The following is a 25,036-nucleotide window of genomic DNA, read 5'->3' as shown; positions in this document are numbered from 1 at the left end:
GCTGGAGTGGGGGAGCGCGCCATGTCGGTCGAACGGATCCTGTGGGAAGAAGACGCGACCGGCCTCGCCAGTCTGGTGCGCAAGGGCGAACTGTCGGCGATCGAGCTGACCGAAGCCGCGATCGCCCGCGCCGAGGCCACGCGGCCAGAAATCAATGCTACGGCCGAGCCGCTCTATGAAAGTGCGCGGGCGAGGGCCAAGACGATCGACCGCGCGCTGCCGCTGGCCGGCGTGCCCTTTGCCATCAAGGACCTCGGCATCGCCATCAAGGGTGTTCCGTCGCATGGCGGCAGCCGCATTCCGGCCTCGGTGCCCGACGTCAATTCGGTGATGACCGACCGCTACCTCGCCGCCGGACTGATTCCCATCGTCACCTCGACGTCGCCGGAACACGGGCTGCGGCTGATGACCGAATCAAAAGCCTTCGGCATCACCCGCAATCCCTGGAACACCGGCCACACCAGCGGCGGCTCCTCGGGTGGTTCGGCGGCACTGGTCGCCGCCGGCGTCGTGCCGGTGGCGCATGCCTCGGATGGCGGCGGCTCGATCCGCGTGCCTTCCGCCTGCACGGGCCTGGTCGGCCTCAAGACCTCGCGCGGCCGTATCCCGCTGACGCCGCTGGTCAGCGAGAGCTGGTACGGCATGGTGGTCGACCATGCCGTCACCCGCTCGGTGCGCGATTGCGCGCTGCTGCTCGACCTCACCCACGGTCCCGATCCTCTGTCGCCCTATGCAGCGCTGCCGCCAAAAGGCACGTTCGTCGCCGCCGCGGCGCGCGATCCGGGCAAGCTCAGCCTGGCCGTCTACCGCAAGTCGCCGCTTGGCCTGCCGATCTCGGCCGAGACGTTGAAAGCACTCGACACGGCTGTGGCGCTTGCGAGCGAGGGCGGCCACACCGTCGAGGAGATCGACCTGCCCTTCATCGGCCGCGATTTCCTGGCCGATTTCTGCAGGACGGTTGCATCAGCCGTCGCCGGCATGCTGCGGGCCGAAGCGCTGCGCGTCGGTCGTCCCGTTACCGGCGATGTCGAGCGCGCCACCCGGGTGCTCTGCCGGTTGGGCGAAATGCTCTCGGCGGGCGAGATCTATGCCGCCCTGCAGCGGCTGCATGCCGCCTCGCGGCGGATGATCGAGGAAACGGCGCAGTATGACGCCGTGCTGATGCCTGTCATCGCGCACCCGCCGCTCGCCTGCGGCGCCATGGATCCGAAAGGCGCCGACGAACTGATCGAAAACCTGCTAGACAAGCTTCACCTCACGCCCTTGCTCAAGCTGAAACCCTTGTTCGGCCAGCTGATGGACAAGAGCCTTTTGTTCACCCACTGGCCGGCGATCCACAATGTCAGCGGCCAGCCGTCGATCGCGCTGCCCGTCCACGTCACCGACGCCGGCCTGCCGCTCGGCATCCAGGCCGCCGGCCGCCCGGGCGATGAGGAGACGCTTTTGTCCTTCGCCGCGCAGATGGAGAAGCTCTCGGGCTGGCTCGGCCATAGGGCGCCCTTGATGGTTCCTTCGCGATGACGACGTCGTGAGAGGTTCGAATATGACAGCAATGCCATTTGCCCCCCGCGCCAATTCCCGCTAAGACGCCGCCGTCTTTACCTGATGCATGTCGCCCAAAAGTGCCCAGCGGTTTTGGGGCAACGACATGCATAAACTAAAAAGCCAGGGAACCGCCCGATGACGGACATCGCCGCCACCGCCGAAATGCAGGCCGCCCTGCTGTCGCGCGCTCTGCCCTACATGCAGCGCTACGAACACAAGACGGTCGTGGTGAAATATGGCGGCCATGCCATGGGTGATATCGAGCTCGGCAAGGCTTTCGCCCGCGACATCGCGCTGTTGAAACAATCCGGCGTCAACCCGATCGTCGTTCATGGCGGCGGGCCGCAGATCGGCGCCATGCTGACCAAGATGGGCATCGAATCCAAGTTCGAGGGCGGCTTGCGCGTCACCGACCAGAAGACGGTCGAGATCGTCGAGATGGTGCTCGCCGGTTCGATCAACAAGGAGATCGTCGCGCTGATCAACGCCGAGGGCGAATGGGCGATCGGCCTGTGCGGCAAGGACGGCAACATGGTCTTCGCCGAAAAGGCGCGCAAGACGATGATCGATCCCGATTCCAACATCGAGCGCGTGCTCGATCTCGGCTTCGTCGGCGAGCCGGTCGAGGTCGACCGCACGCTGCTCGACCTCCTGGCGCGCTCCGAGATGATCCCGGTGCTGGCGCCGGTGGCGCCCGGCCGCGACGGCCACACCTACAACATCAACGCCGACACGTTTGCAGGTGCCATTGCTGGCGCTTGCAAGGCCTCGCGCCTGCTGTTCCTCACAGATGTGCCCGGCGTGCTCGACAAGAACAAGAAGCTGATCGATGAGCTGACCGTCGCCGAGGCCAGGGCGCTGATCAAGGACGGCACGGTCTCGGGCGGCATGATACCCAAGGTCGAGACCTGCATCGAGGCGATCGAACGTGGCGTCGAAGGCGTCGTCATCCTCAATGGCAAGACGCCGCATGCGGTGCTGCTCGAGCTCTTCACCGAACACGGCGCCGGCACGCTGATCGTGCCCTGAGGGGAGCCTTCTCCGCTCTCGGCTCAGTCGGAAGGCGATGGCGCCTCAGCAGAAGGCCCTGAATTTGCGGAACCAGAGGTGGCGGTCTATCTGCGCTACCTCGCATCGAGTGCCGCTGCCCGGAATCCTATGAACAGGACGCGCGTGATCTCGACTGCGCCACCGTCAGGTCGATCAGCTTGACGATCGCCACGGGAACATTCTCGGCGACAAATGCACCGCGAAAAGGGTGCCAGATCTTCTTTGAACCATTGGGTTTCGTCGGCAACGTCGATCAGATCGACGTTGTTGAATGGCCATGTCAGCGAGAATATGTCCATACATCTTGGGGCTAGACTATTTGATAAAAAAGGAGAAAACTCGAAGTTTATCTGATGGGGGAGTCAGATGACAGAATCTGAAAAATCCAAATCTCGCGAAACCCAAGGGAAAACCCATGTCGCGCCAGCAGGTTTACTAGGCATTGTCTTGGGCGGCGGCCTCGCAGGAGCTGTCGCCGGCGCGCTTGCCTCAGTCTTTGTTGCAATAACGAACTACGCAAATCGAGACAGGGAACTTGACATAAAGATGGTGGAGATATCTCTGTCTATATTGAAGGGAGATCAAGACGATAGAAGTGTAAATGCGAGAACATTTGCTATAAAGGCTCTAAGTAAATACTCTGGAGTCCCAATTGATCAGAAGACAATCGAAGATTGGGCGCTGAACGGTACGTTGCCTTTCAATAAAGTTTCAATTTCTTCAGAGCAAATTCCAGCTCCCTATGTCAGCGGCTGGACCGATGAGGACACAAAGATACTCCAGGAGATAATAAAAAAACGCGCGGAGGCCCCTGTTGCGCCGGCGGGAAAGTGAAGCCAATCGCATGGCGTTCACGAGATACTCGAACGCGGCGTCGAAGGCGTCGTCATCCTCAACGGCAAGACGCCGCATGCGGTGCTGCTCGAACTCTTCACCGAACACGGCGCCGGCACGCTGATCGTGCCCTGAGGCGACGCGTGCGTCGCCCACAGCCGGCAGATCAGGCGGGCTGGGGGGATGCGCGCGATGACCTTTATCTCGAAGTCGAAGCCGGCCAGCCAGTTGACGCCCACCGCGGTCCAATTCGTATAGGGCGGTTTCCCGAACACTTTCAGCCGGACGGCGTCGATCGCCTGCCACTGCGCGGCGGGATCGGTGTGGAATGTGGTGACGTCGACAATGTCGTCGAACGTGCAGCCGGCGGCCTTCAGCACGGCCGCGAGATTGTCGAAGGCAAGCTGGACCTGCTTTTCGAAGACAGGCTCGGGTGAGCCGTCCTCGCGGCTGCCGACCTGGCCGGAAACGAACAAAAGGTCTCCCGAGCGGATCGCCGCCGAATAGCGGTTGATGTCATAGAGAGCCTGCCGGCCGGCGGGGAAGATCGCGTCGCGTTTGGTCATTTTCACTCCGTTCAAACAAAAGCAGGCCCGATCTCCCGGCGATCGCGACCCGCGCTCTACTGTCGGGGCAATTTACATACGCCCCGTATGTCGGATGTGGGTACATACGCTGCGTATGTCAATATGCATACGCCGCGTATTTTGTGAGATGGCCGAGAGCCGGTCAGGCGCCCGGCGAAATCGCGACGGCGGCTTCGGCCGGCTTGCGCGGCGGACGTGCGGCGATCATCGATTCCTCTTCCGCGTCCTGCGGCGCGCCCCAGAATTCGGCGAGCGTGGGCCCATCCTGCACCCTGATGTCGCGGGCGAGAAAGCCCCAAACCTCACGGAACCAGACCCGGCGGCCCATCTTCGTGTACCGGCGCATCGAATGCCGCTGCTCGGGGTCGGGGTGGAACAGGATGCGCGCCAGCGCCTTTGGCCGCGACTGCACGGCGAGTTCAATCAGCTTGACGCTGAAGAACAGCATCCACGGCTTCAGCCGCGTCATGTGCAATACCTGGTGCTTGTAGTCCCACAGCCGGGCATCCTTCTGGATGACCTTGCGGTCGCGCGCGATGCGGAAGAACGGCGTCCAGCGATGCGGCGTCACGTAAAGCGCCTGGATCTGGTCGGGATCATAGGCGATCAGCTGACGAAAGCCGCGCCACAGGTCGCGAAACCCTTCATCCTCGAAGCCGGCCACCCAGGTCGCCATCGACAATATGCCGTGCTTTCGCAACAGCCTGATCGCCTCGCGGTCGGATGACGTGCTGCCGCCCTTGCGGATCAGTTGCAGCGTCTGCTCATCAGTGTTTTCCATGCCGAGCAGCCAGCGGATCACACCGGCCTTGCGGTAGAGATGCAGGATGTCGGCATCGCGCACGATGTCGTCGGCGCGGGTCGAGCCGACGATCAGCACCGGCACGTTCTCGGCGATCAGCGCGTCGAGAAAGGCGCGCCACGCCTTCTTCGAAACCGTCGGGTTCTCGTCGGCGAGATTGATCAGCTCGACGCCGTGTTCGCGGTGCAGCCAGGCGATCTCCTGTGCGAATTTCCTGGGATCGCGATGCCGCCACCGGGTCCAGAAACCGCGCTGGCCGCAATAATTGCACAGATGGGGACAGCCGCGCGAAAACTGCATCACCACGGCGCGCTTGCCGCCCCAATAGCTGTAACGGCGGTGGTCGATCAGCTCCCAGCCGACGCGGTAGGCGTCGAGATCGGCTATCGTCATGGCTGGCTGCGTGGCGAAGGGGCGGCGCAGATCGTCGCGAAAGGCGATGCCGGCGACGCTTGCCGGCGGCTGATGCATTTCCAGCGCCTCGACCAGCGCCACCACGGTCGCCTCGCCCTCGCCGCGCACGATGAAGTCGAAGACGTCGGTCGCCGCCAATAGGTCGCGCCAGTGATAGGTCGGAAAAACGCCGCCATAGATGATGATGGTCGCCGGCTCACGCTCCTTGATCATTCTGGCGATGAGCAAGGCGGTCGGGTGCGCCGAGGTCGAGCCGGAATGGCCGATCAGGACGAAGTCCGGGACGTCATGCAGAGCGTCGCGCACCACATTGTCGAGCGGCATCGGCCCGAATTCGGCATCGACCAGCCGCACCTGATGACCGGCATCGATCAGCGGGCCGCCGATCGCCAGCAGGCCAAGCGGCGGCAGGTGGTCATCCGGCACCCGGCTGCCGATGGCGGTGTGCGGCGGATTGATCAGGACGATTTTCATGGCGGACCTCTTAGGCAGTTGGTCCGCGTATGCTGGTCGGCGATGTGGACGCCCGATTGGCCCGTTTCAGCAGTTTGCGTGCAGCTTTTCCGCAGGTACCGACGCCCGTTTCCACAGAGCTAGGGCTTTTGCGCAGCCCACTTTCGGAAGTTTTCAAGAAGCGAACGAAGGTGGAGTGGGCCGCCAGCGCCATGAAACACGTTTTCCTCCGTCCAGCAGGCCCACCAGTCGGTTTCGTGCTCGTAGTTGTGCGAGATCAGATCAAGGGTCCGCCCGTCGCAGTCTGTCCCTGCAAGGTCGATCTTTAAGGACCAGCCCGGGTTATCGATGGTGTTGATTGAAAGACCAAACTCGTGCTCCCAATCGCCATCGCATTGAGCTTCATACCAGCGGCCGAGCCAATCCAGAACATCCATCCAGCTAAGCTACCGGACCGGCTACAGCATAGGAAGAAGGCTTTCGAGCTGGCCGGGTCTGTCAAATACGTCGTCGCCTTCCTATGGTACCGAAGTGAAGCGATGTCACCGCCTGAGATGCGCGAGCGGCACGTGGCCGGGGCCCTTGATGTTCTGCAGCACCAGCTGCGTGTGGACGTCGCGCACGCCGTCGAGCCGCATCAGCCGGTGCATGACGAAGGCATTGAGCTCGTCGACCGACGGCACCATCACATGCAGCAGGAAGTCGTGGTCGCCGGTCATCGTCCAGCACGACGACACCTCGTCCATGCGCTGTACCGCGGCAATGAAGCTTTCCGGCGAGCCGTCGCTGTGGCTGACCAGGCGCACCTGGATGAACACCTCGACCATCAGCCCGACCGCGCGGCGGCTGATCACCGCGGCAAAGCCCTTGATGATGCCGGCATCCTGCAGCGCTTCGAAGCGTCGCGCGCATGGGGTCGTTGACAGGCCGATCTCTTGCGCCAGTTCGGAGACGGGCTTGCGCCCGTCGCGCTGCAGCACATCGAGCATCTTGATCTCGAAATCGTCGAATTGAGGCATTTTCACTCCTCCGATGCGGATTGTGAGTGAATATTATCCCGAATATCGCTGATGAACCATCATCAAAACCGAATTGCCTCGGCAGATCCGGTTACCCTCCGGGCATATCAGCCATTTCTGATTTGCGAGGAGAAAGACCATGACGACGATGAGTGTTGCCGAATATGCCCGCGACTGCGCGGCGCAGGGGTTGCGCGGCGACTATTCGGTCTGCCGTGCCGATTTCACCGTGGCGCAGGGCTATGACTACAGCGCCGAGGAACAGGCGGTGTGGCGCACTCTGTGCGACCGCCAGACCAAACTGACGCGCAAGCTCGCCCATCATTCCTATCTCGATGGTGTCGAAAAACTCGGCCTCATCGACCGCATTCCCGACTTCGACGAGGTCAGCGCCAAGCTGCGCAAGCTGACCGGTTGGGAGATCGTCGCCGTGCCGGGCCTCATTCCCGCCGCCCCCTTCTTCGACCATCTCGCCAACCGCCGCTTCCCGGTCACCAACTGGCTGCGCACCAGGCAGGAGCTCGACTACATCGTCGAGCCGGACATGTTCCACGATTTCTTCGGCCATGTGCCGGTGCTGTCGCAGCCGGTCTTCGCCGACTTCATGCAGATGTATGGCAAGAAGGCGGGCGACATCATCGCACTGGGTGGCGACGAGATGATCACCCGGCTCTACTGGTACACGGCAGAGTACGGCCTGATGCAGGAGGCCGGCCAGCCGTTGAAGGCCTTTGGCGCCGGCCTGATGTCGTCCTTCACCGAACTGCAGTTCGCCGTCGAGGGCAAGGACGCCCACCATGTGCCCTTCGACCTCGAAACGGTGATGCGCACCGGCTACGAGATCGACAAGTTCCAGCGCGCCTATTTCGTGCTGCCGTCCTTCGACGCCTTGCGCGATGCTTTCCAGACCGCTGATTTCGAGGCCATCGTCGCGCGCCGCAAGGGCCAGCCGGCACTCGACCCGGCGACGGTCTAAACAATTCCAGGAGAATTGTTTCCGCCCGGAACGACATGCATGAAACCCAAAGCGCGCCGCATAAATCCGTTTCGACGCGACGCGCTTTGGATGCTTGATCCCGCCGGGCTACTGCATGGCGGCTGGGTTCATCCACAGGAACTCCCAGACGTTGCCGTCGGGATCCTCGATGTGGCGGTTGAACATGAAGCCGAGGTCCTGCGCCGGGTTGGGATCGGCGCGGCCGCCGGCCGCCACGCCCTTCTCGATTGTGGCATTGACCTCGTCCTTGCTGCCGGCGGTGAGTGCGATCAGCATCTGGCTGTCGCGCCTGGCGTCGCCGATTTGGCGCGTTGTGAATTGGCCGTAATGCTGGTGCGTCAGCAGCATCACCCCGATCGAGTCGGAGAACATGATCGAGCTGGCCTGGTCGTTCGAGAACTGCGGATTGAGCGTGCCCCCGATCGCGAGATAGAAGTTGGTCGCCGCCTGCAGATCGCGCACCGGCAGATTTATGAAGATCATCCTGGTCATCGGTCTAAGCCTTGCCTTCGTTGACAGGTACTAGTCAGTCCAGTACCGTTTTCATGGCTAGCATGCGAGAACGGTACCGTCTAGTACTGGTTGGGAGGGCGCCATGAAAATCGACGGTGAGACCAGGTCGGCACGCAAGGATCGTGAGATCATCCAGGCGGCCACGGCGGCGTTCATCAGCAAGGGTTATGACGGGACCAGCATGGAGGAAATCGCCACCAAGGCGGGGGCTTCCAAGCAGACCGTCTACAAGCATTTCACCGACAAGGAGACGCTGTTCGGCGAAGTCGTTCTGTCAACCGCCGGCCAGGTCAACGACATCATCGAGTCCGTGACGACGCTGCTTTCCGAGGCGAAATTCATGGAAGGCGGCCTGCAGCAGCTTGCCCGGCGTCTGATAGCGGTTCTCATGGATGAAGAGTTGTTGAAGCTGCGGCGCTTGATCATCGCCAATGCGGATCGAATGCCGCAGCTTGGCCGCGGTTGGTACGAAAAAGGTTTTGAGCGCATGCTTGCCTCGACCGCGTCCTGCTTTCAAAAGCTCACCAGTCGAGGACTGATACAAACCAGCGATCCCTATCTGGCAGCCAGCCATCTTTTTGGAATGCTTCTTTGGATCCCCATGAACGAGGCCATGTTCACGGGAAGCAACCGGCGCTCCAAGGCCGAACTGGAACGGCACGCGGACGCCTCGGTGGAGGCGTTTCTTGTCATCTATGGGGTCAAGCCGAAATAGTCTCGGTCCCGCCGACATTCGCGGTAACGCCGCGAACATAACGGCGCCCTATCGCACTGGGGTGTCCGCCCCCTCGGCCTTCAGCCGCGCAAGCTGGGCGCGCTGCAGGTCGAGCGCGGCGTTGACGAAGCGTGATATGGTCGCGAGTTCGGCGTCGCTGAAGGTGGCGATCACCTTCTCGCCCTCCTTGGCGATGGCGCCGTAATAGCGCGCCGACAGTTCCCGCGTCGCTTCGGTCGCCTCGATCACCACCTTGCGCCGGTCCTCGAGACTGCGCGTGCGCGTCAGGTAGCCGCGCGCCTCCAGCCGGTCGATCAGCGCCGTCACCGCCGCCGGCGTCAGCCCGGTCGCGGTCGCAACCGCGCCCGCCGATTGCGGGCCGCCATAGAGCAGCCCGAGACAATGACGCTCGGCCATGTTCAGCCCGAGCCGCATCCCTACCGCTTCGTCATAGGCCTGCGTGGCGTCCTGCCATTGCATGATGGCAAGGCCGATCGCTGCCGTCATTTCGTCGCGGAGCCCGCTTGACGAATTTATTTCGATCATCTAACTATCAATCTGTCTAACATTTAGACCATTGCAGAAATATGCGACCACCGCCTGGACAAGGCAAGAGCCGGCCGCCGACAAGGAGTGAAAAATGAGCTTGATTCAACAACGCACCCCTCTCTCGCACGAGGATGAATTCAAATACGCCAAGCTGGCGATGGAATGGTATGGCTGGGGCTCTCCCATCGGCCTCGGCATCCTGCTCGTGGCGCTTGCCGCCGCGGCCGTGCTGGTGCGCATCGCCATCTACGGCTTTTAACGATGGCCGTCACCACCAACGAGGCCTTGCCGGTTGCCATCATTGGCGCCGGCGTTGCCGGGCTGGCCCTTGCCGTCATGCTTCGCCGGCAAGGGCTTGACGTCTGCCTGTTCGAGGCACGATCGCGCGAGACCTTGAGCGAAGGCGCCTTCCTCACCTTGGCGCCCAACGGCATCAATGCCTTGCGCGCGCTTGGGCTTGCCGAGCGCGTGAGCGCGCTGGGCATTCGCACGCTTGGCTTCGAGATCATGAACGCCGCCGGGCGCCGTCTCATCCATCTCGACGAGCGGCAGTCGATGCGCGAGGCCGGCGCCGAAAGCGTCACACTGCGGCGCGCGGACCTGCTCGGCGCGTTGCTGGATGAAGCGCTGGCACTTGGCGCCGACATCCGTTTTGGCTATGCGCTCGCCGACATCGAGGACCAGGCCGATTGTGTACGCCTTGCCTTCGGCAACGGTGCCACGGTCGATGCCGCGTGGCTGGCCGGTTGCGATGGTGTCTGGTCGCGCGTCCGCCGCGTCTGTTTCCCGGCCTCCCCGGATCCTGTCTATACCGGACTGACCGGCGTCGGCGGCGTGGCGGAACTGCCCTTTGTCGCGCCGACCGACGGCCTGATGCATATGGTGTTCGGCAAGAAAGCCTTCTTCGGTTACATGAAGCCGGATGACGGGCCGGTGTTGTGGTTCTCGTCCTTCCCGCTGGACGAGGATGCCGCCCTAGCGAGACCCGATCCCCTGCGTCTGGCGGCAACCGTTCGCCAGCTGCATGCCGGCGACCCCAGAACGATCCGCCAGATCGTCGACACCGTCACGCAAATTCCGCGCGCCTATCCCGTGTTCGACATGCTGCATCTGCCGCAATGGCACACCGGCCGAGTGATTCTACTGGGCGATGCCGCGCACGCCGTCTCGCCGCATTCCGGGCAGGGCGCGTCGATGGCCATCGAGGATGCCGTGGTGCTCACCGCGTGCCTGGATACGACACCGCTGCCGACGCAGGCTTTCGCCGCCTTTCAGGCGCTGCGCCAGGACCGCGTCGAGCACATCGTCAAGGTCAGCCGGCGCATCGGTTCGCAAAAACAGGTAAAAGGCCGCGTCGCCCTGTTCCTGCGCGACCTGATGCTACCCTTCTTCATCCGCTTCGGCTCGCGCACGACCCGCGCCATGACGCGTTACCGTGCCGACCTGGCGCCGCTCGAAAAACCATCGATCTGACCGGCAACCGCACCCGTCGCGGATATTCCCGGCCGCTCAGACAGCGACCACCTTACTCAGATGCTCTCCCAGCCGGCAGGCCAGCGCGGTGATCGTCGTCGTCGGGTTGGCTTGACCGGATGTGCAGAACACCGAGGAGCCGCCGACATAGAGATTATCCATGCCGTGCACCTTGCAGTTGGCGTCCACCACGCTCCTGGTGACGTCGGTGCCCATGCGCGTACCGCCCATGTGATGGTGGCCGGCGGTCTCCTCGTCGGTCGGATAATCCTCGCCATTGGCGATCCAATCCATCAGACGAACCCGGCCGAGATCCTTCTCGATCAGTGTCTTGCCGAACAGTTTTAGACCTTCGACAAGCGTGCGGCGTTCGAGTTCCGATTTCTTCCAGTGCAGCTCGATGCGTGGCACGCCGGCATGGTCGACATCGGTCTTGGACAGTTCGATCTGGTTGGACGCCAGCGGCGCCTGTTCCCAGGCGACGTAGAGCTGGGCCGCGCAGCGCAGGTTCTGGCTGAGCTGATAGGCGACCCATTCGGCCATGTCGGGCGCCGTGCAGGCGAGGTCCGCAATCACATGCTTGACGCCGGCATAGGGCGTCTCGATCAGCCTGATGCCGAAATTCATGATCTGCAGCCGCTCCATCGCGGCAAGCGTCGGCGAGAAGAAAGCCTCGTTGACGGCATCGACCTCGAACGCGCCGTAATCAGCCAGGATGGCATTGCCGCCCTCGAAGGTCGGGTGCTCCATCCAGTAGCGGCCAAGTGCCATGGCGTTCGGCACGACGCCGCCATTGGAGCGCTGGTTCGACCACAGAAGCAGCCGCGAATTCTCCAGCCCGCCGGTGCAGACGATGAAATAGTCGGCGCTGAACGAGCCGGCGTCCTGGCCGTTGGACCAAAGTTTGGCGCCGGTCACCCGTTTGCCGTCGCCGGCAAGCTCGGTCGCATAGGTGTTAAGCACGACGGCGATGTTCCGGCTCTTGTCGAGTTCGTCTGCGAATTTCTCGGCGAAGCGCACCGCCGGGCTCTTGATCAGCTGCACCCAGCGTATGTCGTCCGAGATCGGCACGTCGGGCCGAAAATCGGGAAGCTCCAGGATGTCGTGCACCTCGTGCAGATAGGGCTCGATGTCGGCGCGGCGGATCGGCCAACCAGTGTCGGGTGCCCAGGCCTTCGGTTCGAAATCCTGTTTGTCGAGCACTCGGCACCAGCCGGCCCAGTGGTTGGAGCTGCCGCCCATATAGCGCAGCCGGGTGATGTCGAGATCGAAATAGAAATCGCCGACCGTGGTGCCACGGTAGAAATCCTGCGACTCGTCGCTGAAGTCCCGCGAGCCGGCCTCGAGCACCACGACCGGGATGCCGGCGGCACCCAGCTTGCGGGCAATGGTGGTGCCAGCCGGGCCGGAACCGAGGATGCATACCCTGGGTTTGAAGTTGGCGGCGCGATACGCCTCATAGCTGTCGAAGATCATGCCAGGTCGCTCCGCTTCAGGATCCAGCCATTGACCTCGACGATCTCATTCGGGTCGCCATGGGATGGATCGACCCGGGAGGAACCGGCCCGTGATGGACCAGTATGGGCCGCGTCGGCCTCAGGCAGCTTGCGGAACAGGGACAGGGCAGGCAGGGCGATCAGCGCCTGCACGAGCGTGCGGCGCGACATTTTTTTGAAGAAACTCATGCCAGGTCTCTCGGATAGGGCTTCGATGCGCGCATGACATTCCCCGAACGGCACACGCCTCGTCACAGAGGCCAGTATCGTGCCAAGCCGGGCCTCGAAGCAGTGAAAAGCCGGCCAGGCGGCACAACCGAATGCAAACAGGGTTAGAAATTCCTTAACAGGCCGGGTGTATCGGACTGGCGGCTCACGCGGCCGCGGAAATGTCCGTATCGAGGATCGTCAGGTTGCGACCGCGATGCTTTGCCTGGTAGAGGCGCCGGTCCGCGGCGCGCATCAGTTCCGAGACGTTGACGTCCTCGCCGCAGACGGTGCCGCCGATGCTGACGGTCAGCGGAATGGTCCGTTCATCGACCGGCCGGAAGCGGATCAGCTCGACCTCGCGGCGAATGCGCTCGGCGACACGCTTGGCTTCCTGCTCGGTGGCCCCGACCAGGAACGCGCCGAACTCCTCGCCACCGATGCGGCCAAGCACGTCGCCGCTGCGCACACCGCGCTCGATGGCGCTGGCGATCAGCAGCAGCGCGTCGTCGCCGGTCAGGTGGCCGAAACTGTCATTGATCTTCTTGAAATGATCGGCGTCGATGATCAGCAGCGCGCCGCGGTCGGACTTGCGCCGCGAGCCGTCCAGCGCGGCAAAGAAACTTTCCCGGTTGAGCATGCCGGTCATGTCGTCGCGGCTCGCCTTCTCCGACAGGCGGCGGTGCGCCGCTGCAAGCTGGGCGTGCGCCCGGGCCAGTTCGCGGTGGGCGTTTTTCAACCTGTCGCTCTGCCAGAAGGTGCTGGCGCAGGCCACCCATGCAAGCACCAGCGGACAGAGGGTGGAGGTCAGCCAGATCGTCCGGTTGATCGGGAATCCCAGGGCCGGAACGATGATCAGCGTCAGGAGAAGAGAGGCGGCGACGGAGGCGAAAGCGATAGCGGCGGATTTCAGAATGATGCTGTTCATCGCGGGCTCCCCACAGGACTGTCTCTGTGCCAGCAAGCCCTGAAGGCCACCTTTCCCGGTTGCTTAAAATTTGAATTGTGCCGCCATTTCCGCCACTCAAAGCGCGCGAAAGTTGTGGATAAAGTCTCTTTCAGATTCCCCGTTTCATGCCATAAGGAGCGCATGACCACGCTGCCTGATCCCGCCCGCTTCGCCCATGTCACCGACTGGGTGTTCGACCTCGACAACACGCTCTATCCACATCATTCGAATCTGTTCTCGCAGATCGACGTCAAGATGACGGCCTATGTCGGGGAACTGCTGGCGCTGCCGCGCGAGGAGGCGCGCAAGCTGCAGAAGGAGCTTTATCTCGAATATGGCACGACGCTGAACGGGCTGATGACGCGCCACGGCATCGATCCCGACGATTTCCTCGAGAAGGTGCATGACATCGACTATTCCTGGCTGGTGCCCGACCCTGTTCTCGGCACCGCCATCCGCCAGCTTCCTGGCCGCAAGTTCATCTTCACCAATGGTGACCGCAGGCACGCCGAGCGCACCGCGCGCCAGCTCGGCATCCTCGATCATTTCGACGACATCTTCGATATCGTCGCCGCCGGCCTCAATCCCAAGCCCGCGCGCCAGACCTACGAGAAGTTCGCCGCGCTGCACGCCGTCACCGGCCACAATGCGGTGATGTTCGAGGACCTCGCCCGCAACCTGGAGGTGCCGAAGGCGCTGGGCATGACCACGGTTCTGGTGGTGCCGCGCAATTTCGAGCCGACCTTTGCCGAGATCTGGGAACGCGACCCCGCGCAGGAGGATGACGTCGATTTCGTCACCGACGATTTGGCGGGGTTTCTGACTGCGATTGTGGAGGGGGTAGAGGAATTGAAGAACTGAAGAGCTGAGGAATTGAAGAACTGGGGAACGGAGGAACGATCCGGCCCTCCTTTTTCCTCAATTCCCCAATTCCCCAGTTCCCGGCCTTACTCCCCTAATTTGTAGAACCGGCTGATAATCCCCCACGCCTCATCCGCGGTGTCGACGAAGTCGATGATGTCCTGGTCGCCGGGGCTGATCGTGCCTTGTTCTGCGAGGAAGTCGAGGTTGATCGCGCGCTTCCAGAACGACTTGCCGAACAGGATCACCGGTACGCGCTCCATGCGCCCGGTCTGGATCAGGGTCAGCGTCTCGAAGAACTCGTCCATCGTGCCGAAGCCGCCGGGAAACACTGCCACCGCCTTGGCGCGCATGACGAAGTGCATCTTGCGGATGGCGAAATAGTGGAAGTTGAAGCACAGCTCCGGTGTCACATAGGCGTTCGGCGCCTGTTCGTGCGGCAGCACGATGTTGAGCCCGATCGACGGCGCGCCGACATCGTCGGCGCCGCGATTTCCCGCTTCCATCACGCCCGGGCCGCCGCCGGTCACCACGACATATTCGCGGTAGTATGAGGCGGCCGACTGCTGCGAGCAGAGGCGGGCGAATTTGCGCGCCTCCTCGTAATATTTGCTGTTTTCCTCGAGGTTCTTCCTCTGCGTCTCGTTCTTGGCGGCCCAGGCTTCACCACCGGGTTCCGGCAGGCGCGCGCCGCCAAACAGGATTACCGTCGAACGGATACCGCGCTCGGCCAGGATCATCTCCGGCTTCAAGAGTTCGAGCTGCAGGCGCACCGCGCGCAATTCGCGCCGCGTCATGAAGTCGGGATCGTTCCAGGCAAGCCGGTAGGTCTCGGCCCGCGTCTGCGGCGTGTCCGGCACGCTTCTCGACCGCTCCAGATCCTCGTCCGAATGCGGCAGTGGCGTCCACCCCGCCTTTTCCATAGGTGTCATCAAATTACCCGTCCAAATTCCCTTGACTGCGCCGTCCCATGACGCAGGTGCGATTGACCCCCATTGAGCCTTAACATAAGCAGGTTCCGCAAACGTGTCCGGCGGTTTTGCGACAAGAACCTGCTGCATGCAAAGACCCAAGCAGGCGAAGCATGCCCGGGGTCGCGCGACTTTCGAAACAGGTTAAGGCGCAGCCCCTTAACAGCTTGGTAATGGAGCGAATTCATGTCGAAGCCCGATCTGGCGAGCCTCGAAAAGACCATCGAGAAGGCCTTCGAGGAACGCGACACGATTTCGACCGCGACCCGCGGCGAAACCCGCGATGCCATTCAGTCGGCGCTCGACCTGCTCGACCGCGGCACGGTGCGCGTCGCCGAGCGCCAGCCCGATGGCAAATGGCACGTCAACCAGTGGCTGAAGAAGGCGGTGCTGCTCTCCTTCCGGCTCAACCCGATGGAGATCATCAAGGGCGGCCCCGGCCAGGCCGTGTGGTGGGACAAAGTACCGTCGAAGTTCGATGGTTGGAGCGCCGTCGATTTCGAGAAGGCGGGCTTCCGCGCCGTGCCGTCATCGATCGTGCGCCGTTCCGCCTATGTCGCGCCGGGCGCCGTGCTGATGCCGTCCTTCGTCAATGTCGGCGCCTATGTCGATACCGGCACCATGGTCGACACCTGGGCCTCCGTCGGCTCCTGCGCCCAGATCGGCAAGAACGTGCACCTGTCGGGCGGCGTCGGCATCGGCGGCGTGCTGGAGCCGATGCAGGCCGGCCCAACCATCATCGAGGACAATTGCTTCATCGGCGCGCGTTCGGAAGTCGTCGAGGGCTGCATCGTGCGTGAGGGCTCGGTGCTCGGCATGGGCGTCTTCATCGGCCAGTCGACCAAGATCGTCGACCGCGCCTCCGGCGAGATCTTCTACGGCGAAGTGCCGCCCAACTCGGTGGTCGTCGCCGGCTCGCTGCCGGGCAAGCCTTTTCCGAACAACGAGCCTGGCCCCGGCCTCTACTGCGCCGTCATCGTCAAGCGCGTCGACGCCAAGACCCGGTCCAAGACCTCGATCAACGAATTGCTGCGCGATTGATCTTTCCGCTGGGCGGGCGCACCTTCCGCCGGCGCGACAATCCGTCGCGCTGGTTCAACATGGAGGGGTGACATGGACTGGAAATATCTGCTGACCAGCTATGAGGGTCGCATCAACCGCGCCAAATTCTGGGCTTGCGTGGGCGTCATTTTCGTCGGCGCGGTGATCGCGATGATCCTTGACAACATACTGGGCACGACATTCAACCAAATGCCTTACGGCTTTATCTATGTAATCTACTCGCTCGCCATGCTCTATTCGGTCTTCGCCGTCTACGCCAAGCGCTGGCATGATCGGGGCAAGTCCGGCTGGTGGAGCCTGATCATCCTGGTGCCCTTCATCGGCGCGATCTGGTTTCTGGTGGAATGCGGCATTCTCGAAGGCGCCAGGGGCGCCAATCAATACGGACGGGACCCGCTTGCCTGACAGTTCAAATCTCACCTGGCTTTTCTTCAAGACATCGGGCCGCGTCAGCCGCGCGGCCTATTTTCTTGGTGGCCTGCTCGTCGCCATCATCCAGGCCTTCCCGCTCTACCGCTTCACGCTGGTGCCGGAAGGCTCGGCCGAGAGCAATATGTGGTCGTTCATCTTCTTCATCGCCTTTATCGCCTCGCTATGGTCGAACATCGCGCTGGCGGTGAAACGCCTGCACGACCTCGACAAGCCGGGCATTGCCGCGCTGATCCTGTTCGTACCGGTCGTCTCGATCGTCGCCTTTCTTGTGTTGTGCCTGTTTCCAGGGCAGCCTGGGCCCAACCGTTATGGCCGGCGCACCAACGAGCCGGCGCAACCCTGAGGACCGATCGGACATGCGCTACCGCACGCTTGATCCGAAACTGATCATCGACACCGCCGAACGGCTGGAAGGCCGTGTCGCCGAGCGTTTTCCCAACGCCGGACTGCGCGGCGTCGCCGCCGAACTTGTGTCGCTGTCGCGCGATCTGGCCAAGGCGGCGAAAGGGCTCGAGGAACCGATCTGGTGGCTGCGCGGCCTCATCATCGCCGCCGTCCTCGCCGGCGCGTTGATCTTCCTGTTCGTCGGCACCATCCTGCCGCTCATTCACATCTCCCAGGCCGACGATGCGGTGCAATCGGTGCAAGGCATCGAAGCAACGATCAACATGATCATCCTTGCCGTGCTCGGCCTGCTGGCGCTGGTCCGCACCGAGGAGCGCATCAAGCGCAAGCGGGTGTTTCGTCAGCTGCACGGGCTGCGCTCGCTGATCCATGTCATCGACATGCACCAGTTGACCAAGGATCCGGCGGCGCTCTCGGCCAGTTTCAAGCCGACGGCGCATTCGCCGGCCCGCATCACCAATGCCGCCGATCTCGCGCGCTACCTCGACTATTGCTCCGAAATGCTGTCGATCACCGGCAAGATCGCCGCCCTGTTCGCGCAGTCGGTCAATGACGACGTCGTCATCGACGGCGTCAACGACATCGAGAACCTGGCGTCCAACCTGTCGCGCAAGATCTGGCAGAAGATCACGCTGATCGAGAACCATCCGGCGGCACAACCTGTTCCGGCGCCAGGCCCGGCGGGCCAAGCCGCGCCGCTTCCGCGGCGCGCACCAAAGCGGTAACGCTTTTCAAGAACGGCGCCGGCGTCCCCGTTCTCTGGGCAAGGCCGAGCACCGCCCCTTGCAGTTCGCCGATCTCGGTCGGCCGGCCGCGCTGCAGGTCGTCCCACATCGACGAGCGCGCCTCGGGGTCGATCGCCAGCATGCGCCGCGCGAGCCGTTTGAACAGCCAGTCCGGCAGCCGGAGCACCTTCGGCAGCAGCGCCGGCCGCAGCCCGGCGATACGCGCCGGCGCGATGCCGGAGGCCTTCATCGCCAGCAAGGCCTCGTCGATCTGGCCGGCCAGGATCAGCCGCCAGCGGCGATCGGCGAGTTCGCGCGCCAGCGGCAGGTCCGACAGCGCCACCAGCGCGTTGTTGAGGTTCATCAGAAGCTTGCCCCACAGCACGGCCCTCATGTCGCCATGCGTCTCGACCGCCAGCCCTTCGACATCAAGGATGCTGGCGACATCGAGAAGGCCGGCAAGGCCGCCGTCCTCGATCATCACCTTGCCCTCGCTGGCGCGGTGAACGCGCAGCGGCAGCTCGCCATCAGGCGATTGCACCACGTTGAACGGCACCATGCCGGCCAGCACGGTTTGCTGGCCAAGCCCGGCGCGCAGCCTGTCGGCATTGTCGACGCCGTTCTGCAGGCTGACCACCACCGCATCGGGGCGTGCATGAGCGTCGATCAACGCCGCCATCTCCTGCGTCGCGCCGCTCTTGACGGTGACCAGAATTACGTCCGCCTGCGGCAGAGCGCCGGCGGGATCGGCGGTTACCTCGAGCCCGTCCGGCTTGACCAGGCGATCGCGGCCTTCAAGGTCGCTGATGCGCAATCCGCCTTGCCGCAGCGCTGCCTCGATGCGCGGCCGGACCAGCAGCACAACCTGCCGCCCGCCAAGCGCCAGGCAGCCGCCGACATAACAGCCGATGCTGCCGGCACCGGCGATGACGATCCGTTTTTCCCCGTTTGCCATTTCTTACTCCCGCCCGGCCGGACTATACGACATGAAAACCATAATGTCGGCGCCATCGCCTGCCATTGGGCTGGCCCCCATGTCTGGCCGTGACAGGCCTTCCGCTTTCGACTATCGCTTTTGCCATGACGCTGCCGACCGATCCCGCCGCAAACCTCGCCACCCTCATCCGCTGTGCCTCGGTGACACCAGCCGAAGGCGGTGCGCTGAGCGCGCTGGAAACGATGCTGAAACCGCTCGGCTTCCTGGTCGACCGGCCAGTCTTTTCGGAAGACGGTACGCCCGATATCGAGAACCTCTATGCAAGGCGGTCCGGCAACGGCCCGCATCTGATGTTCGCCGGCCATACCGATGTCGTGCCGGTCGGCGACGAGGCCGCCTGGACGCACCCGCCCTTCGCCGCCGAGATCGCCAATGGCGAGATGTATGGCCGTGGCGCCGTCGACATGAAGGGCGGCATTGCCTGCTTCATTGCGGCGATAGCGCGCCATGTCGAGAGCAATGGCGGCCCCAAGGGCTCGGTCTCGCTGCTGATCACCGGCGATGAGGAAGGTCCGGCCATCAACGGCACCGTCAAGCTGCTCGAATGGGCCGCTTCCAGGGGCGAGAAATGGGATGCCTCGATCGTCGGCGAGCCGACCAATCCCGATGCGCTCGGCGACATGATCAAGATCGGCCGGCGCGGCTCGCTGTCCGGTTCGATCACGGTCAATGGCCGCCAGGGCCATGCCGCCTACCCGCAGCTTGCCGACAATCCGGTGCGCGGGCTGATCAACCTGGTCGACGCCTTGCTGCATCCCGTCTTCGATAAGGGAACCAAGGATTTCCAGCCGACCAATCTGGAGGTCACCTCCATCGATGTCGGCAACCCGGCCACCAATGTGATTCCGGCCAAGGCCACCGCGACCTTCAACATCCGCTTCAACGACACCTGGACGGCCGAGACCGTTCAGGCCGAAATCCACAACCGCCTCGACCAGGCGGCGAAGCGCAAGAAGTACCGGCCGGGCAAGAAGACGTCGGTCGACTACGACCTCGTCTGGCGCGACCGGCCAAGCCATGTCTTCTTGACCCGCGACGACAAGTTGGTCGACACGCTTGCCGGCTCGATCAAGGCGACGGTCGGCAAAAAACCGGCGCTGTCCACGTCGGGCGGCACGTCGGATGCGCGCTTCATCAAGGATTACTGCCCGGTGGTCGAGTTCGGCCTGGTCGGCAAGACTATGCATATGGTCGACGAGCGCGTCGCCCTTGCCGATCTCGAAACACTGACGCGGATCTATCAACGCTTCATCGAAGACTGGTTCGGGCAGGGCTGAGCAGCATGCTTTCGGCGGATGAAACCCAAGCTTCGCTGACCGGTGCCTGGCGGCTGATGCTCGGCAAGGTCGACGGCCTGCGCCTGCTCGACCTGTCGGCGGACGGCTTTTGGAATTCCTTCTTCGCCATTGTCGTTGCCGCGCCGGCGCTGATCGTCGGCTGGGTCGGCATCGCCAACGAGATCGGCGATCCCAACGCTTTCGTGGGCCGTTTCGGTATGCTGTTGCGCCTGGCAACGGTCGATATCGGCTCCTGGGTGCTGCCGCTGGTCGTGTTCGCCGTGGTCGCACCGCGCGCCGGCATCGGTGGCCGCTTCGTCCACTATGTCGTGGCCAGCAACTGGGCCTCCGCCATCACCGCCTGGCTGATGCTGCCCTCGGCGCTGATCAGGCTTTTCCTGTCGTCCGCGAGCCAGATATCGAGCATCGTGTCTCTGCTGCTGTTTGCCCTGTCGATGGCGCTGACCTGGCGTATGACCAACGCCACGATCGGCAAGGGCGCGGCGATCGGAACCGCCGTTTTCGTCGGCATGTTCATCGCTTCGCTGCTGGTGCTGTTTGGGCTGCAGATGCTGCTTGGCATCTCCGTGCCGGACGATATCGGGGCACAGAGCCTTTCGGGACCGTTCCCGGGGTAAAGCCTCCGGACTCTCTCCCGAATAGAGGACTCTATTCAGGGATAATCGACGCCAATGAGGAAAAGCCCGTCGGGCGGCGCCACCTGGCCGCAGGCGGCGCGGTCGCGCGCTTCGAGTGCTACCTTGAGATCGGCCTCGGTCCAGCCGCCATCGCCGACGCGCTTGAGCGAGCCGACCATGGAGCGCACTTGGTTGTGCAGGAAGGAACGGGCCAAGGCTCTCACTTCGATCATGTCGCCCGCCCGGCTCACATCGAGCCGCTCCAGTGTCCGGACCGGGCTGTTGGCCTGGCACTGCGTCGAGCGGAAGGTGGTGAAGTCATGCCGGCCGAGCAGGATTTTAGCCGCCTCGTGCATGGCGCCGGCGTCGAGCCGCTTCGGCACCCACCACACCTTGCCCTTTTCCAGGGCGGCGGGCGCGCGACGATTGAGGATGCGGTAGAGATAGTGGCGGCCTGTGGCCGAGAACCGCGCGTCGAAATCGTCCGGGACGATCGCCGCCTTCAGGATGGCGACATGCGCACCGGCTGCCTGCAGATGGGCGTTGATGGCATCGCGCACCTTGTCGCCAGGCCAAGCCTTGGCGAGGTCGGCATGCGCCACCTGGGCGGTCGCATGCACGCCAGCATCGGTACGGCCGGCGGCGCGCAGCCGCACCGCCTCGCCACAGAATTTCTCGATCGCCTGCTCGATCGCCTGCTGCACCGAAGGCTGGTCGGCCTGGTGCTGCCAGCCGGCAAACAGGCTGCCGTCATATTCGATGTCGAGGCGAAAACGCGGCATGCCGGCAGCTTATACGTTCTCGCCTACGCGGCGAGAGCGGTGAAGGCGGAGGCGTAGACCAGCTTGCCGGCCTCCGGAGCGTCGCCCCAGGCCAGCGCCTGCAGCGCTTCGCCTTGGTATTCGCTCTCGAACTTTTCGGCCCGTGCATGGCTGTAGCCGAAACGGCCGTAATAGGCTGGGTCGCCCAGCACCACTGCCAGTGTCTCGCCGGCATCCTTGAGGCGGATATGCGCCTCGCGGATCAGCGCGCCGCCAATGCCTGAGCCATGGAACGAAGGTTCCACCGCCAGCGGCGCCAGCGCCACGGCCGCGAGGCTCTTGCCGCCATTCTGGACGAACAGCCGCGAAAACAGGATATGGCCGACCACCTGGCCGTCTTCTTCCGCTACCAGTTCGACGACGGCGTCGCCGCCGGTCACCAGCGCGTCGACCAGCCCGGCCTCCGCCTGCTGGCCGAAGGCGTGTTCCTCGACGAGGCGAATGGCCTCGCGATCCCGCGGCGTCGCCGCGCGTATCGACATCATGCTCATGAGAACTTCATTCCTTTTACGATCTTGGCTCCGCGTAGGAATTCCGACGCGGCGGCGGGCTTTCCGCCCGCACGTTGAACTTCGACCAGCCTGACCGCGCCTGAACCGCAGGCGACCGTCAGCCGGTCATCGAGAATTCCTCCCGACTCGCCCAAATCTTCCGAAAGCGACGGGCCTTCGGAAAGCGTCGAACGAAGCAGTTTCAGCCGTTCCATGCGGCCGCCAATGTCAATTTCGGACCAGGCGCCGGGAAAGGGCGACAGGCCGCGAAGGTGGTTATGGACCTCGGCCGCAGGCCGCGTCCAGTCCACGCGCGTCTCGGATTTATCGATTTTTCTGGCGTAAGTCACCCCTTCCGCCGCTTGCGCGGTAAATGTCAGGGTGTTCTCTTCCAGCCGCGCCAGCGCTTCCACCATCAAGGCTGCACCGACGCGCATCAACCGATCATGCAGATCGCCGGCTGTCATATCGGGTTCGATGGCGCATTTTTCAAGCAATCCCACCGGGCCGGTGTCGAGACCCTCTTCCATGCGCATCACCATCATGCCGCTTTCCAGGTCTCCAGCCATGATGGCGCGCTGGATGGGGGCGGCACCGCGCCAGCGTGGCAGAAGCGACGCATGGCCGTTGATGCAGCCAAACCGGGGTGCGTCGAGAACAGCCTTCGGCAGCAGCAAACCATAGGCGACGACCACGGCGATATCGGCCTGCAAGGTGCCGAAAGCGGCCTGCTCGGCCTCGCCCTTGAGGGAGGTCGGTGTCCGCACCTCGATGCCCAGCCGCTCGGCCTCGCGCTGCACCGGCGAAGGCGTCAGTTCCAGTCCGCGCCGGCCAGCGGCGCGCGGCGGCTGGGTGTAGACGGCGGAAATCTCATGTCCGGCCTCGGCAATCGCGCGCAGCGTCGGCACCGAAAACTCAGGCGTGCCCATGAAGATGACGCGAAGGGGCATTTTTCTTCCGATTCCTGTTTCTTTCTGCGCACCGTGTGCCGGCTCACGCCCCCGCTTCAAACGGGTTTACCAGCTTCAGGTAAAGCCCGTCGAAATCGCGGACATTGCGCGTCGCAAGCGTCGCATCATGGGCGAGGCAGATCGCGGCGATCATAGCGTCGGAAAGACTGATAGGGCGCCCGATCCTTTCCCGTGCCGCACGCAGCCTGCCGGCAAGTCGAGGGATCGAACCCGAAAATTCCACGATACGGCCGGCGAACTGCTGCGAAATCAGCTGATCGAGCACGCGAACATAGCGGTCCGATCCGGTCTTGTTCAAGAACCGTTCGGCACCGAAAGATTGCTCCATGATGACTGGTCCGCACATATAGAGCGCGAGCAGATCCTGCTTTCGGAACCAGGCGGAGACATTCGAGTCGGGCACAGGCTTGCTGGCTTCGGAAACGACATTGGTATCGAGGACAATCACTCGAAACCCTCAACGGGACGACCGAAGTCGCGTTTCCTGTCCGCTTCGATGTCGTCCATCATCTCGGAAAATTCATCGCCAATTGCATTTTCGGCAGCGAACGCCGAACGAATAGCATCCCAGGCTGAAAGCCCTGGTCCCGGCTTGGCTTCTTTCTCCGCGACCATGCCTTTGCGCAAAAGATCGATGGCCTTGCTCGACAGACTTTGGCCGCCTTTGCGCGCCGCTTGTTCGATTTCGCGCTTCAAGGGCTCGGGAATGTCTCTGATCAGGATATCGCCCATAGCCATCTCCACGAATTGATATCACTGATATCATCTCGGCGACCTGTGATCAACAATAACTCCGATCCCTTCGCTGCAGTGACCTAGAGAGTTCGTTAACTCTATCACCAATAGTTTGGGCGCATAATTCGAGCACCTATCCCTAGGAGCCTCATATGCAGCGCGATCAAAAGCCTTTTGGGAAACGCAGAGCCCCCTTCGCCGAGTTCAAAACAGTTGAGGAACGATACGAGAAAGGCGAACTGTCGAGGCGAAGGGAAAGCAATTTCGCCGTCTACGTCACGCCTCTGGTAGCAGGGGCGATCATCATAGTTTTGATTTTCTCACCAGAGTCTCGTGCGCTCGCAATTGAAATCGGCGCGAAAGGAATCGAGATAGGCAAGGAATGGGTTCTGCGTGGGTTGCTGGAGTAAATGCTATCCCACCAGCTTGCCCGGTGCCTTGTCCTTGGCGAGCTTCTTGAATTTCTTCAACACCATGTCGCGCTTCAGCTTCGAGATGTGGTCGATGAACAGCACGCCGTTGAGATGGTCGATCTCGTGCTGCAGGCAGGTCGCCATCAGCCCCTCGGCCTCCATCTCCTGCAGCTTGCCGTCGCGGTCGAGATATTTCACCCGCACGGAAGCGGGGCGTTCGACCTCGGCGTAATAGTCGGGGATCGACAGGCAGCCTTCCTCGTAGACGGAGCGCGCCTCGGCGCTTTCCAGGATCTCCGGGTTGATGAAGACATGCGGCGCCGGCGTTTCGTCTTCCTTGGCCAGGTCGATCACCAGCATGCGCAGCGGCTCGCCGATCTGGATTGCCGCCAGCCCGATGCCGGGCGCGTCATACATGGTCGCCAGCATATCGTCGGCAAGTTTACGCAAGGGCGCGTCGACGCGCTCCACCGGCTTCGAAACCTGGCGCAGGATGGGATCGGGAAGGATAATGAGCGGCTTGATCGGCATGGCGTCCCACGTAAGACGTTCAGCGAAAAGCGTCAACCGGTGCACCTGAGCCTCGTTCACGTTTTGATCTGTGCCATCAGGCCGAATCGGCTATGCTGTCCAC

General features: G+C 62.9%; 31 protein-coding genes and 2 pseudogenes. 16 read left to right on the top strand and 17 right to left on the bottom strand.

Annotated features, from left to right (window positions below):
* Positions 1 to 21 precede the first annotated feature (21 nt).
* The 4 genes and pseudogenes from JN279_RS03200 to JN279_RS03185 form a co-directional block, all read left to right on the top strand.
* Positions 22 to 1,521 carry an amidase gene (locus JN279_RS03200; protein ID WP_202351971.1) on the top strand — a complete coding sequence of 500 codons (1,500 nt, stop codon included), beginning with the start codon at positions 22 to 24 and terminating at the stop codon, positions 1,519 to 1,521.
* A gap of 159 nt (positions 1,522 to 1,680) precedes the next feature.
* Positions 1,681 to 2,574: an acetylglutamate kinase gene (gene argB / locus JN279_RS03195; protein ID WP_038651183.1), complete on the top strand. Its 894-nt coding sequence runs from the start codon at positions 1,681 to 1,683 to the stop codon at positions 2,572 to 2,574.
* 387 nt (positions 2,575 to 2,961) lie between these two features.
* Positions 2,962 to 3,429 carry a hypothetical protein gene (locus tag JN279_RS03190; RefSeq protein ID WP_202351970.1) on the top strand — a complete coding sequence of 156 codons (468 nt, stop codon included), beginning with the start codon at positions 2,962 to 2,964 and terminating at the stop codon, positions 3,427 to 3,429.
* A 21-nt stretch (positions 3,430 to 3,450) separates the two neighbouring features.
* Positions 3,451 to 3,564 (top strand): annotated as a pseudogene (locus JN279_RS03185) (acetylglutamate kinase); the annotation flags it as partial.
* Between the two features lie 38 nt (positions 3,565 to 3,602).
* Here the strand turns inward: JN279_RS03185 and JN279_RS03180 are convergent.
* From JN279_RS03180 to JN279_RS03165, 4 genes and pseudogenes are all read right to left on the bottom strand, one after another.
* Positions 3,603 to 3,995 (bottom strand): annotated as a pseudogene (locus JN279_RS03180) (RidA family protein); the annotation flags it as partial.
* 163 nt (positions 3,996 to 4,158) lie between these two features.
* Positions 4,159 to 5,706, bottom strand: coding sequence for a magnesium-protoporphyrin IX monomethyl ester anaerobic oxidative cyclase (gene bchE / locus JN279_RS03175; RefSeq protein WP_202351969.1), 1,548 nt, complete (start codon positions 5,704 to 5,706; stop codon positions 4,159 to 4,161).
* A gap of 119 nt (positions 5,707 to 5,825) precedes the next feature.
* Complete coding sequence (locus tag JN279_RS03170; RefSeq protein WP_096452426.1) at positions 5,826 to 6,122, bottom strand: immunity 53 family protein; 297 nt, start codon at positions 6,120 to 6,122, stop codon at positions 5,826 to 5,828.
* A 105-nt stretch (positions 6,123 to 6,227) separates the two neighbouring features.
* Positions 6,228 to 6,704 (bottom strand): Lrp/AsnC family transcriptional regulator, encoded by a 477-nt coding sequence (locus tag JN279_RS03165; protein ID WP_023810775.1) that lies wholly within the window; start codon positions 6,702 to 6,704, stop codon positions 6,228 to 6,230.
* Between the two features lie 139 nt (positions 6,705 to 6,843).
* Between JN279_RS03165 and phhA the strand changes: the two genes are divergently transcribed.
* Positions 6,844 to 7,680, top strand: coding sequence for a phenylalanine 4-monooxygenase (phhA, locus tag JN279_RS03160; RefSeq protein ID WP_202351968.1), 837 nt, complete (start codon positions 6,844 to 6,846; stop codon positions 7,678 to 7,680).
* A 108-nt stretch (positions 7,681 to 7,788) separates the two neighbouring features.
* Here the strand turns inward: phhA and JN279_RS03155 are convergent, their stop codons facing one another.
* On the bottom strand, positions 7,789 to 8,193 hold the full coding sequence (locus JN279_RS03155; RefSeq protein WP_096452430.1) for a VOC family protein: 405 nt from the start codon (positions 8,191 to 8,193) through the stop codon (positions 7,789 to 7,791).
* A gap of 103 nt (positions 8,194 to 8,296) precedes the next feature.
* Here JN279_RS03155 and JN279_RS03150 point away from each other — a divergent pair, with 103 nt between their 5' ends.
* Positions 8,297 to 8,929 (top strand): TetR/AcrR family transcriptional regulator, encoded by a 633-nt coding sequence (locus JN279_RS03150; RefSeq protein WP_096452432.1) that lies wholly within the window; start codon positions 8,297 to 8,299, stop codon positions 8,927 to 8,929.
* 48 nt (positions 8,930 to 8,977) lie between these two features.
* Here the strand turns inward: JN279_RS03150 and JN279_RS03145 are convergent, their stop codons facing one another.
* Complete coding sequence (locus JN279_RS03145) at positions 8,978 to 9,475, bottom strand: MarR family winged helix-turn-helix transcriptional regulator (protein ID WP_096452434.1); 498 nt, start codon at positions 9,473 to 9,475, stop codon at positions 8,978 to 8,980.
* A 94-nt stretch (positions 9,476 to 9,569) separates the two neighbouring features.
* Between JN279_RS03145 and JN279_RS03140 the strand changes: the two genes are divergently transcribed.
* Both JN279_RS03140 and JN279_RS03135 read left to right on the top strand, forming a co-directional pair.
* The gene (locus JN279_RS03140; RefSeq protein WP_171892201.1) at positions 9,570 to 9,737 is read left to right on the top strand and encodes a hypothetical protein; all 168 of its coding nucleotides are present in this window, start codon (positions 9,570 to 9,572) and stop codon (positions 9,735 to 9,737) included.
* 2 nt (positions 9,738 to 9,739) lie between these two features.
* Entirely contained in the window at positions 9,740 to 10,951 is a 1,212-nt protein-coding gene (locus tag JN279_RS03135) for an FAD-dependent oxidoreductase (protein ID WP_202351967.1), read from the top strand.
* A 36-nt stretch (positions 10,952 to 10,987) separates the two neighbouring features.
* Here the strand turns inward: JN279_RS03135 and JN279_RS03130 are convergent, their stop codons facing one another.
* The 3 genes from JN279_RS03130 to JN279_RS03120 all read right to left on the bottom strand — a co-directional run bounded on the left by JN279_RS03130 (position 10,988) and on the right by JN279_RS03120 (position 13,582).
* Positions 10,988 to 12,427, bottom strand: a complete 1,440-nt coding sequence (locus JN279_RS03130; protein ID WP_202351966.1) for a GMC oxidoreductase — start codon at positions 12,425 to 12,427, stop codon at positions 10,988 to 10,990.
* Complete coding sequence (locus JN279_RS03125) at positions 12,424 to 12,636, bottom strand: hypothetical protein (protein WP_202351965.1); 213 nt, start codon at positions 12,634 to 12,636, stop codon at positions 12,424 to 12,426. Before JN279_RS03125 ends, JN279_RS03130 begins: the two co-directional genes overlap by 4 nt.
* A 184-nt stretch (positions 12,637 to 12,820) precedes the next feature.
* The gene (locus JN279_RS03120) at positions 12,821 to 13,582 is read right to left on the bottom strand and encodes a GGDEF domain-containing protein (RefSeq protein ID WP_095203769.1); all 762 of its coding nucleotides are present in this window, start codon (positions 13,580 to 13,582) and stop codon (positions 12,821 to 12,823) included.
* 162 nt (positions 13,583 to 13,744) lie between these two features.
* On the opposite strand from JN279_RS03120, the gene JN279_RS03115 reads away from it, so the two are divergent.
* The gene (locus tag JN279_RS03115; protein WP_096452442.1) at positions 13,745 to 14,464 is read left to right on the top strand and encodes a pyrimidine 5'-nucleotidase; all 720 of its coding nucleotides are present in this window, start codon (positions 13,745 to 13,747) and stop codon (positions 14,462 to 14,464) included.
* A gap of 86 nt (positions 14,465 to 14,550) precedes the next feature.
* On the opposite strand, the gene JN279_RS03110 is transcribed toward JN279_RS03115, so the two are convergent.
* A complete protein-coding gene (locus JN279_RS03110; protein ID WP_096452444.1) occupies positions 14,551 to 15,396 on the bottom strand; it encodes an LOG family protein in 846 nt (281 codons plus the stop codon).
* A gap of 225 nt (positions 15,397 to 15,621) precedes the next feature.
* Here JN279_RS03110 and dapD point away from each other — a divergent pair, with 225 nt between their 5' ends.
* The 4 genes from dapD (at position 15,622) to JN279_RS03090 (ending at position 18,059) form a co-directional block, all read left to right on the top strand.
* Complete coding sequence (gene dapD, locus JN279_RS03105; protein ID WP_096452446.1) at positions 15,622 to 16,476, top strand: 2,3,4,5-tetrahydropyridine-2,6-dicarboxylate N-succinyltransferase; 855 nt, start codon at positions 15,622 to 15,624, stop codon at positions 16,474 to 16,476.
* Between the two features lie 72 nt (positions 16,477 to 16,548).
* On the top strand, positions 16,549 to 16,902 hold the full coding sequence (locus tag JN279_RS03100; protein WP_202351964.1) for a DUF805 domain-containing protein: 354 nt from the start codon (positions 16,549 to 16,551) through the stop codon (positions 16,900 to 16,902).
* Positions 16,895 to 17,272, top strand: coding sequence for a DUF805 domain-containing protein (locus tag JN279_RS03095; protein WP_010912753.1), 378 nt, complete (start codon positions 16,895 to 16,897; stop codon positions 17,270 to 17,272). Before JN279_RS03100 ends, JN279_RS03095 begins: the two co-directional genes overlap by 8 nt.
* A gap of 13 nt (positions 17,273 to 17,285) precedes the next feature.
* On the top strand, positions 17,286 to 18,059 hold the full coding sequence (locus JN279_RS03090; protein ID WP_202351963.1) for a hypothetical protein: 774 nt from the start codon (positions 17,286 to 17,288) through the stop codon (positions 18,057 to 18,059).
* Here JN279_RS03090 and JN279_RS03085 read toward each other — a convergent pair.
* Positions 17,962 to 19,014, bottom strand: a complete 1,053-nt coding sequence (locus tag JN279_RS03085; protein WP_202351962.1) for a 2-dehydropantoate 2-reductase — start codon at positions 19,012 to 19,014, stop codon at positions 17,962 to 17,964. The two genes, JN279_RS03090 and JN279_RS03085, sit on opposite strands and share 98 nt — an antisense overlap.
* A 125-nt stretch (positions 19,015 to 19,139) precedes the next feature.
* On the opposite strand from JN279_RS03085, the gene dapE reads away from it, so the two are divergent.
* Both dapE and JN279_RS03075 read left to right on the top strand, forming a co-directional pair.
* Positions 19,140 to 20,333, top strand: coding sequence for a succinyl-diaminopimelate desuccinylase (dapE, locus tag JN279_RS03080; RefSeq protein WP_202351961.1), 1,194 nt, complete (start codon positions 19,140 to 19,142; stop codon positions 20,331 to 20,333).
* Between the two features lie 5 nt (positions 20,334 to 20,338).
* Positions 20,339 to 20,971: a transporter gene (locus JN279_RS03075; protein WP_202351960.1), complete on the top strand. Its 633-nt coding sequence runs from the start codon at positions 20,339 to 20,341 to the stop codon at positions 20,969 to 20,971.
* A gap of 35 nt (positions 20,972 to 21,006) precedes the next feature.
* Here the strand turns inward: JN279_RS03075 and truA are convergent, their stop codons facing one another.
* The 5 genes from truA to JN279_RS03050 are packed head-to-tail and all read right to left on the bottom strand — an operon-like array spanning position 21,007 to position 23,986.
* Positions 21,007 to 21,753: a tRNA pseudouridine(38-40) synthase TruA gene (gene truA, locus JN279_RS03070; protein ID WP_202351959.1), complete on the bottom strand. Its 747-nt coding sequence runs from the start codon at positions 21,751 to 21,753 to the stop codon at positions 21,007 to 21,009.
* A gap of 23 nt (positions 21,754 to 21,776) precedes the next feature.
* Positions 21,777 to 22,283, bottom strand: a complete 507-nt coding sequence (locus JN279_RS03065) for a GNAT family N-acetyltransferase (RefSeq protein ID WP_202351958.1) — start codon at positions 22,281 to 22,283, stop codon at positions 21,777 to 21,779.
* On the bottom strand, positions 22,280 to 23,233 hold the full coding sequence (fmt, locus tag JN279_RS03060; RefSeq protein ID WP_202351957.1) for a methionyl-tRNA formyltransferase: 954 nt from the start codon (positions 23,231 to 23,233) through the stop codon (positions 22,280 to 22,282). Before fmt ends, JN279_RS03065 begins: the two co-directional genes overlap by 4 nt.
* Before the next feature lie 43 nt (positions 23,234 to 23,276).
* A complete protein-coding gene (locus tag JN279_RS03055) occupies positions 23,277 to 23,702 on the bottom strand; it encodes a type II toxin-antitoxin system VapC family toxin (RefSeq protein ID WP_096452464.1) in 426 nt (141 codons plus the stop codon).
* Positions 23,699 to 23,986, bottom strand: a complete 288-nt coding sequence (locus JN279_RS03050; protein WP_202351956.1) for a plasmid stabilization protein — start codon at positions 23,984 to 23,986, stop codon at positions 23,699 to 23,701. The genes JN279_RS03055 and JN279_RS03050 overlap by 4 nt, the downstream gene beginning before the upstream one ends.
* Before the next feature lie 155 nt (positions 23,987 to 24,141).
* Between JN279_RS03050 and JN279_RS03045 the strand changes: the two genes are divergently transcribed.
* A complete protein-coding gene (locus tag JN279_RS03045) occupies positions 24,142 to 24,399 on the top strand; it encodes a hypothetical protein (protein ID WP_096452468.1) in 258 nt (85 codons plus the stop codon).
* A 3-nt stretch (positions 24,400 to 24,402) separates the two neighbouring features.
* On the opposite strand, the gene def is transcribed toward JN279_RS03045, so the two are convergent.
* A complete protein-coding gene (gene def / locus JN279_RS03040; RefSeq protein ID WP_096452470.1) occupies positions 24,403 to 24,933 on the bottom strand; it encodes a peptide deformylase in 531 nt (176 codons plus the stop codon).
* Positions 24,934 to 25,036 lie beyond the last annotated feature (103 nt).

The organism is Mesorhizobium sp. 113-1-2, from assembly GCF_016756475.1.
Taxonomy (GTDB): Bacteria; Pseudomonadota; Alphaproteobacteria; order Rhizobiales; family Rhizobiaceae; genus Mesorhizobium; species Mesorhizobium loti_C.
This window is presented reverse-complemented; position numbering and strand designations above follow the sequence as displayed.

Coding starts and splice junctions, on each gene's coding strand:
- bchE (WP_202351969.1), bottom strand. CDS start 5,706: ATGAAAATCGTCCTGATCAATCCGCCGCACACCGCCATCGGCAGCCGG.
- JN279_RS03065 (WP_202351958.1), bottom strand. CDS start 22,283: ATGAGCATGATGTCGATACGCGCGGCGACGCCGCGGGATCGCGAGGCC.
- JN279_RS03130 (WP_202351966.1), bottom strand. CDS start 12,427: ATGATCTTCGACAGCTATGAGGCGTATCGCGCCGCCAACTTCAAACCC.
- JN279_RS03075 (WP_202351960.1), top strand. CDS start 20,339: ATGCTTTCGGCGGATGAAACCCAAGCTTCGCTGACCGGTGCCTGGCGG.
- JN279_RS03190 (WP_202351970.1), top strand. CDS start 2,962: ATGACAGAATCTGAAAAATCCAAATCTCGCGAAACCCAAGGGAAAACC.
- JN279_RS03125 (WP_202351965.1), bottom strand. CDS start 12,636: ATGAGTTTCTTCAAAAAAATGTCGCGCCGCACGCTCGTGCAGGCGCTG.
- def (WP_096452470.1), bottom strand. CDS start 24,933: ATGCCGATCAAGCCGCTCATTATCCTTCCCGATCCCATCCTGCGCCAG.
- JN279_RS03150 (WP_096452432.1), top strand. CDS start 8,297: ATGAAAATCGACGGTGAGACCAGGTCGGCACGCAAGGATCGTGAGATC.
- JN279_RS03045 (WP_096452468.1), top strand. CDS start 24,142: ATGCAGCGCGATCAAAAGCCTTTTGGGAAACGCAGAGCCCCCTTCGCC.
- JN279_RS03100 (WP_202351964.1), top strand. CDS start 16,549: ATGGACTGGAAATATCTGCTGACCAGCTATGAGGGTCGCATCAACCGC.
- dapD (WP_096452446.1), top strand. CDS start 15,622: ATGTCGAAGCCCGATCTGGCGAGCCTCGAAAAGACCATCGAGAAGGCC.
- truA (WP_202351959.1), bottom strand. CDS start 21,753: ATGCCGCGTTTTCGCCTCGACATCGAATATGACGGCAGCCTGTTTGCC.
- fmt (WP_202351957.1), bottom strand. CDS start 23,233: ATGCCCCTTCGCGTCATCTTCATGGGCACGCCTGAGTTTTCGGTGCCG.
- JN279_RS03135 (WP_202351967.1), top strand. CDS start 9,740: ATGGCCGTCACCACCAACGAGGCCTTGCCGGTTGCCATCATTGGCGCC.
- JN279_RS03165 (WP_023810775.1), bottom strand. CDS start 6,704: ATGCCTCAATTCGACGATTTCGAGATCAAGATGCTCGATGTGCTGCAG.
- JN279_RS03085 (WP_202351962.1), bottom strand. CDS start 19,014: ATGGCAAACGGGGAAAAACGGATCGTCATCGCCGGTGCCGGCAGCATC.
- JN279_RS03200 (WP_202351971.1), top strand. CDS start 22: ATGTCGGTCGAACGGATCCTGTGGGAAGAAGACGCGACCGGCCTCGCC.
- JN279_RS03140 (WP_171892201.1), top strand. CDS start 9,570: ATGAGCTTGATTCAACAACGCACCCCTCTCTCGCACGAGGATGAATTC.
- JN279_RS03170 (WP_096452426.1), bottom strand. CDS start 6,122: ATGGATGTTCTGGATTGGCTCGGCCGCTGGTATGAAGCTCAATGCGAT.
- argB (WP_038651183.1), top strand. CDS start 1,681: ATGACGGACATCGCCGCCACCGCCGAAATGCAGGCCGCCCTGCTGTCG.
- JN279_RS03115 (WP_096452442.1), top strand. CDS start 13,745: ATGACCACGCTGCCTGATCCCGCCCGCTTCGCCCATGTCACCGACTGG.
- JN279_RS03120 (WP_095203769.1), bottom strand. CDS start 13,582: ATGAACAGCATCATTCTGAAATCCGCCGCTATCGCTTTCGCCTCCGTC.
- dapE (WP_202351961.1), top strand. CDS start 19,140: ATGACGCTGCCGACCGATCCCGCCGCAAACCTCGCCACCCTCATCCGC.
- JN279_RS03145 (WP_096452434.1), bottom strand. CDS start 9,475: ATGATCGAAATAAATTCGTCAAGCGGGCTCCGCGACGAAATGACGGCA.
- JN279_RS03155 (WP_096452430.1), bottom strand. CDS start 8,193: ATGACCAGGATGATCTTCATAAATCTGCCGGTGCGCGATCTGCAGGCG.
- JN279_RS03110 (WP_096452444.1), bottom strand. CDS start 15,396: ATGACACCTATGGAAAAGGCGGGGTGGACGCCACTGCCGCATTCGGAC.
- JN279_RS03050 (WP_202351956.1), bottom strand. CDS start 23,986: ATGGGCGATATCCTGATCAGAGACATTCCCGAGCCCTTGAAGCGCGAA.
- phhA (WP_202351968.1), top strand. CDS start 6,844: ATGACGACGATGAGTGTTGCCGAATATGCCCGCGACTGCGCGGCGCAG.
- JN279_RS03090 (WP_202351963.1), top strand. CDS start 17,286: ATGCGCTACCGCACGCTTGATCCGAAACTGATCATCGACACCGCCGAA.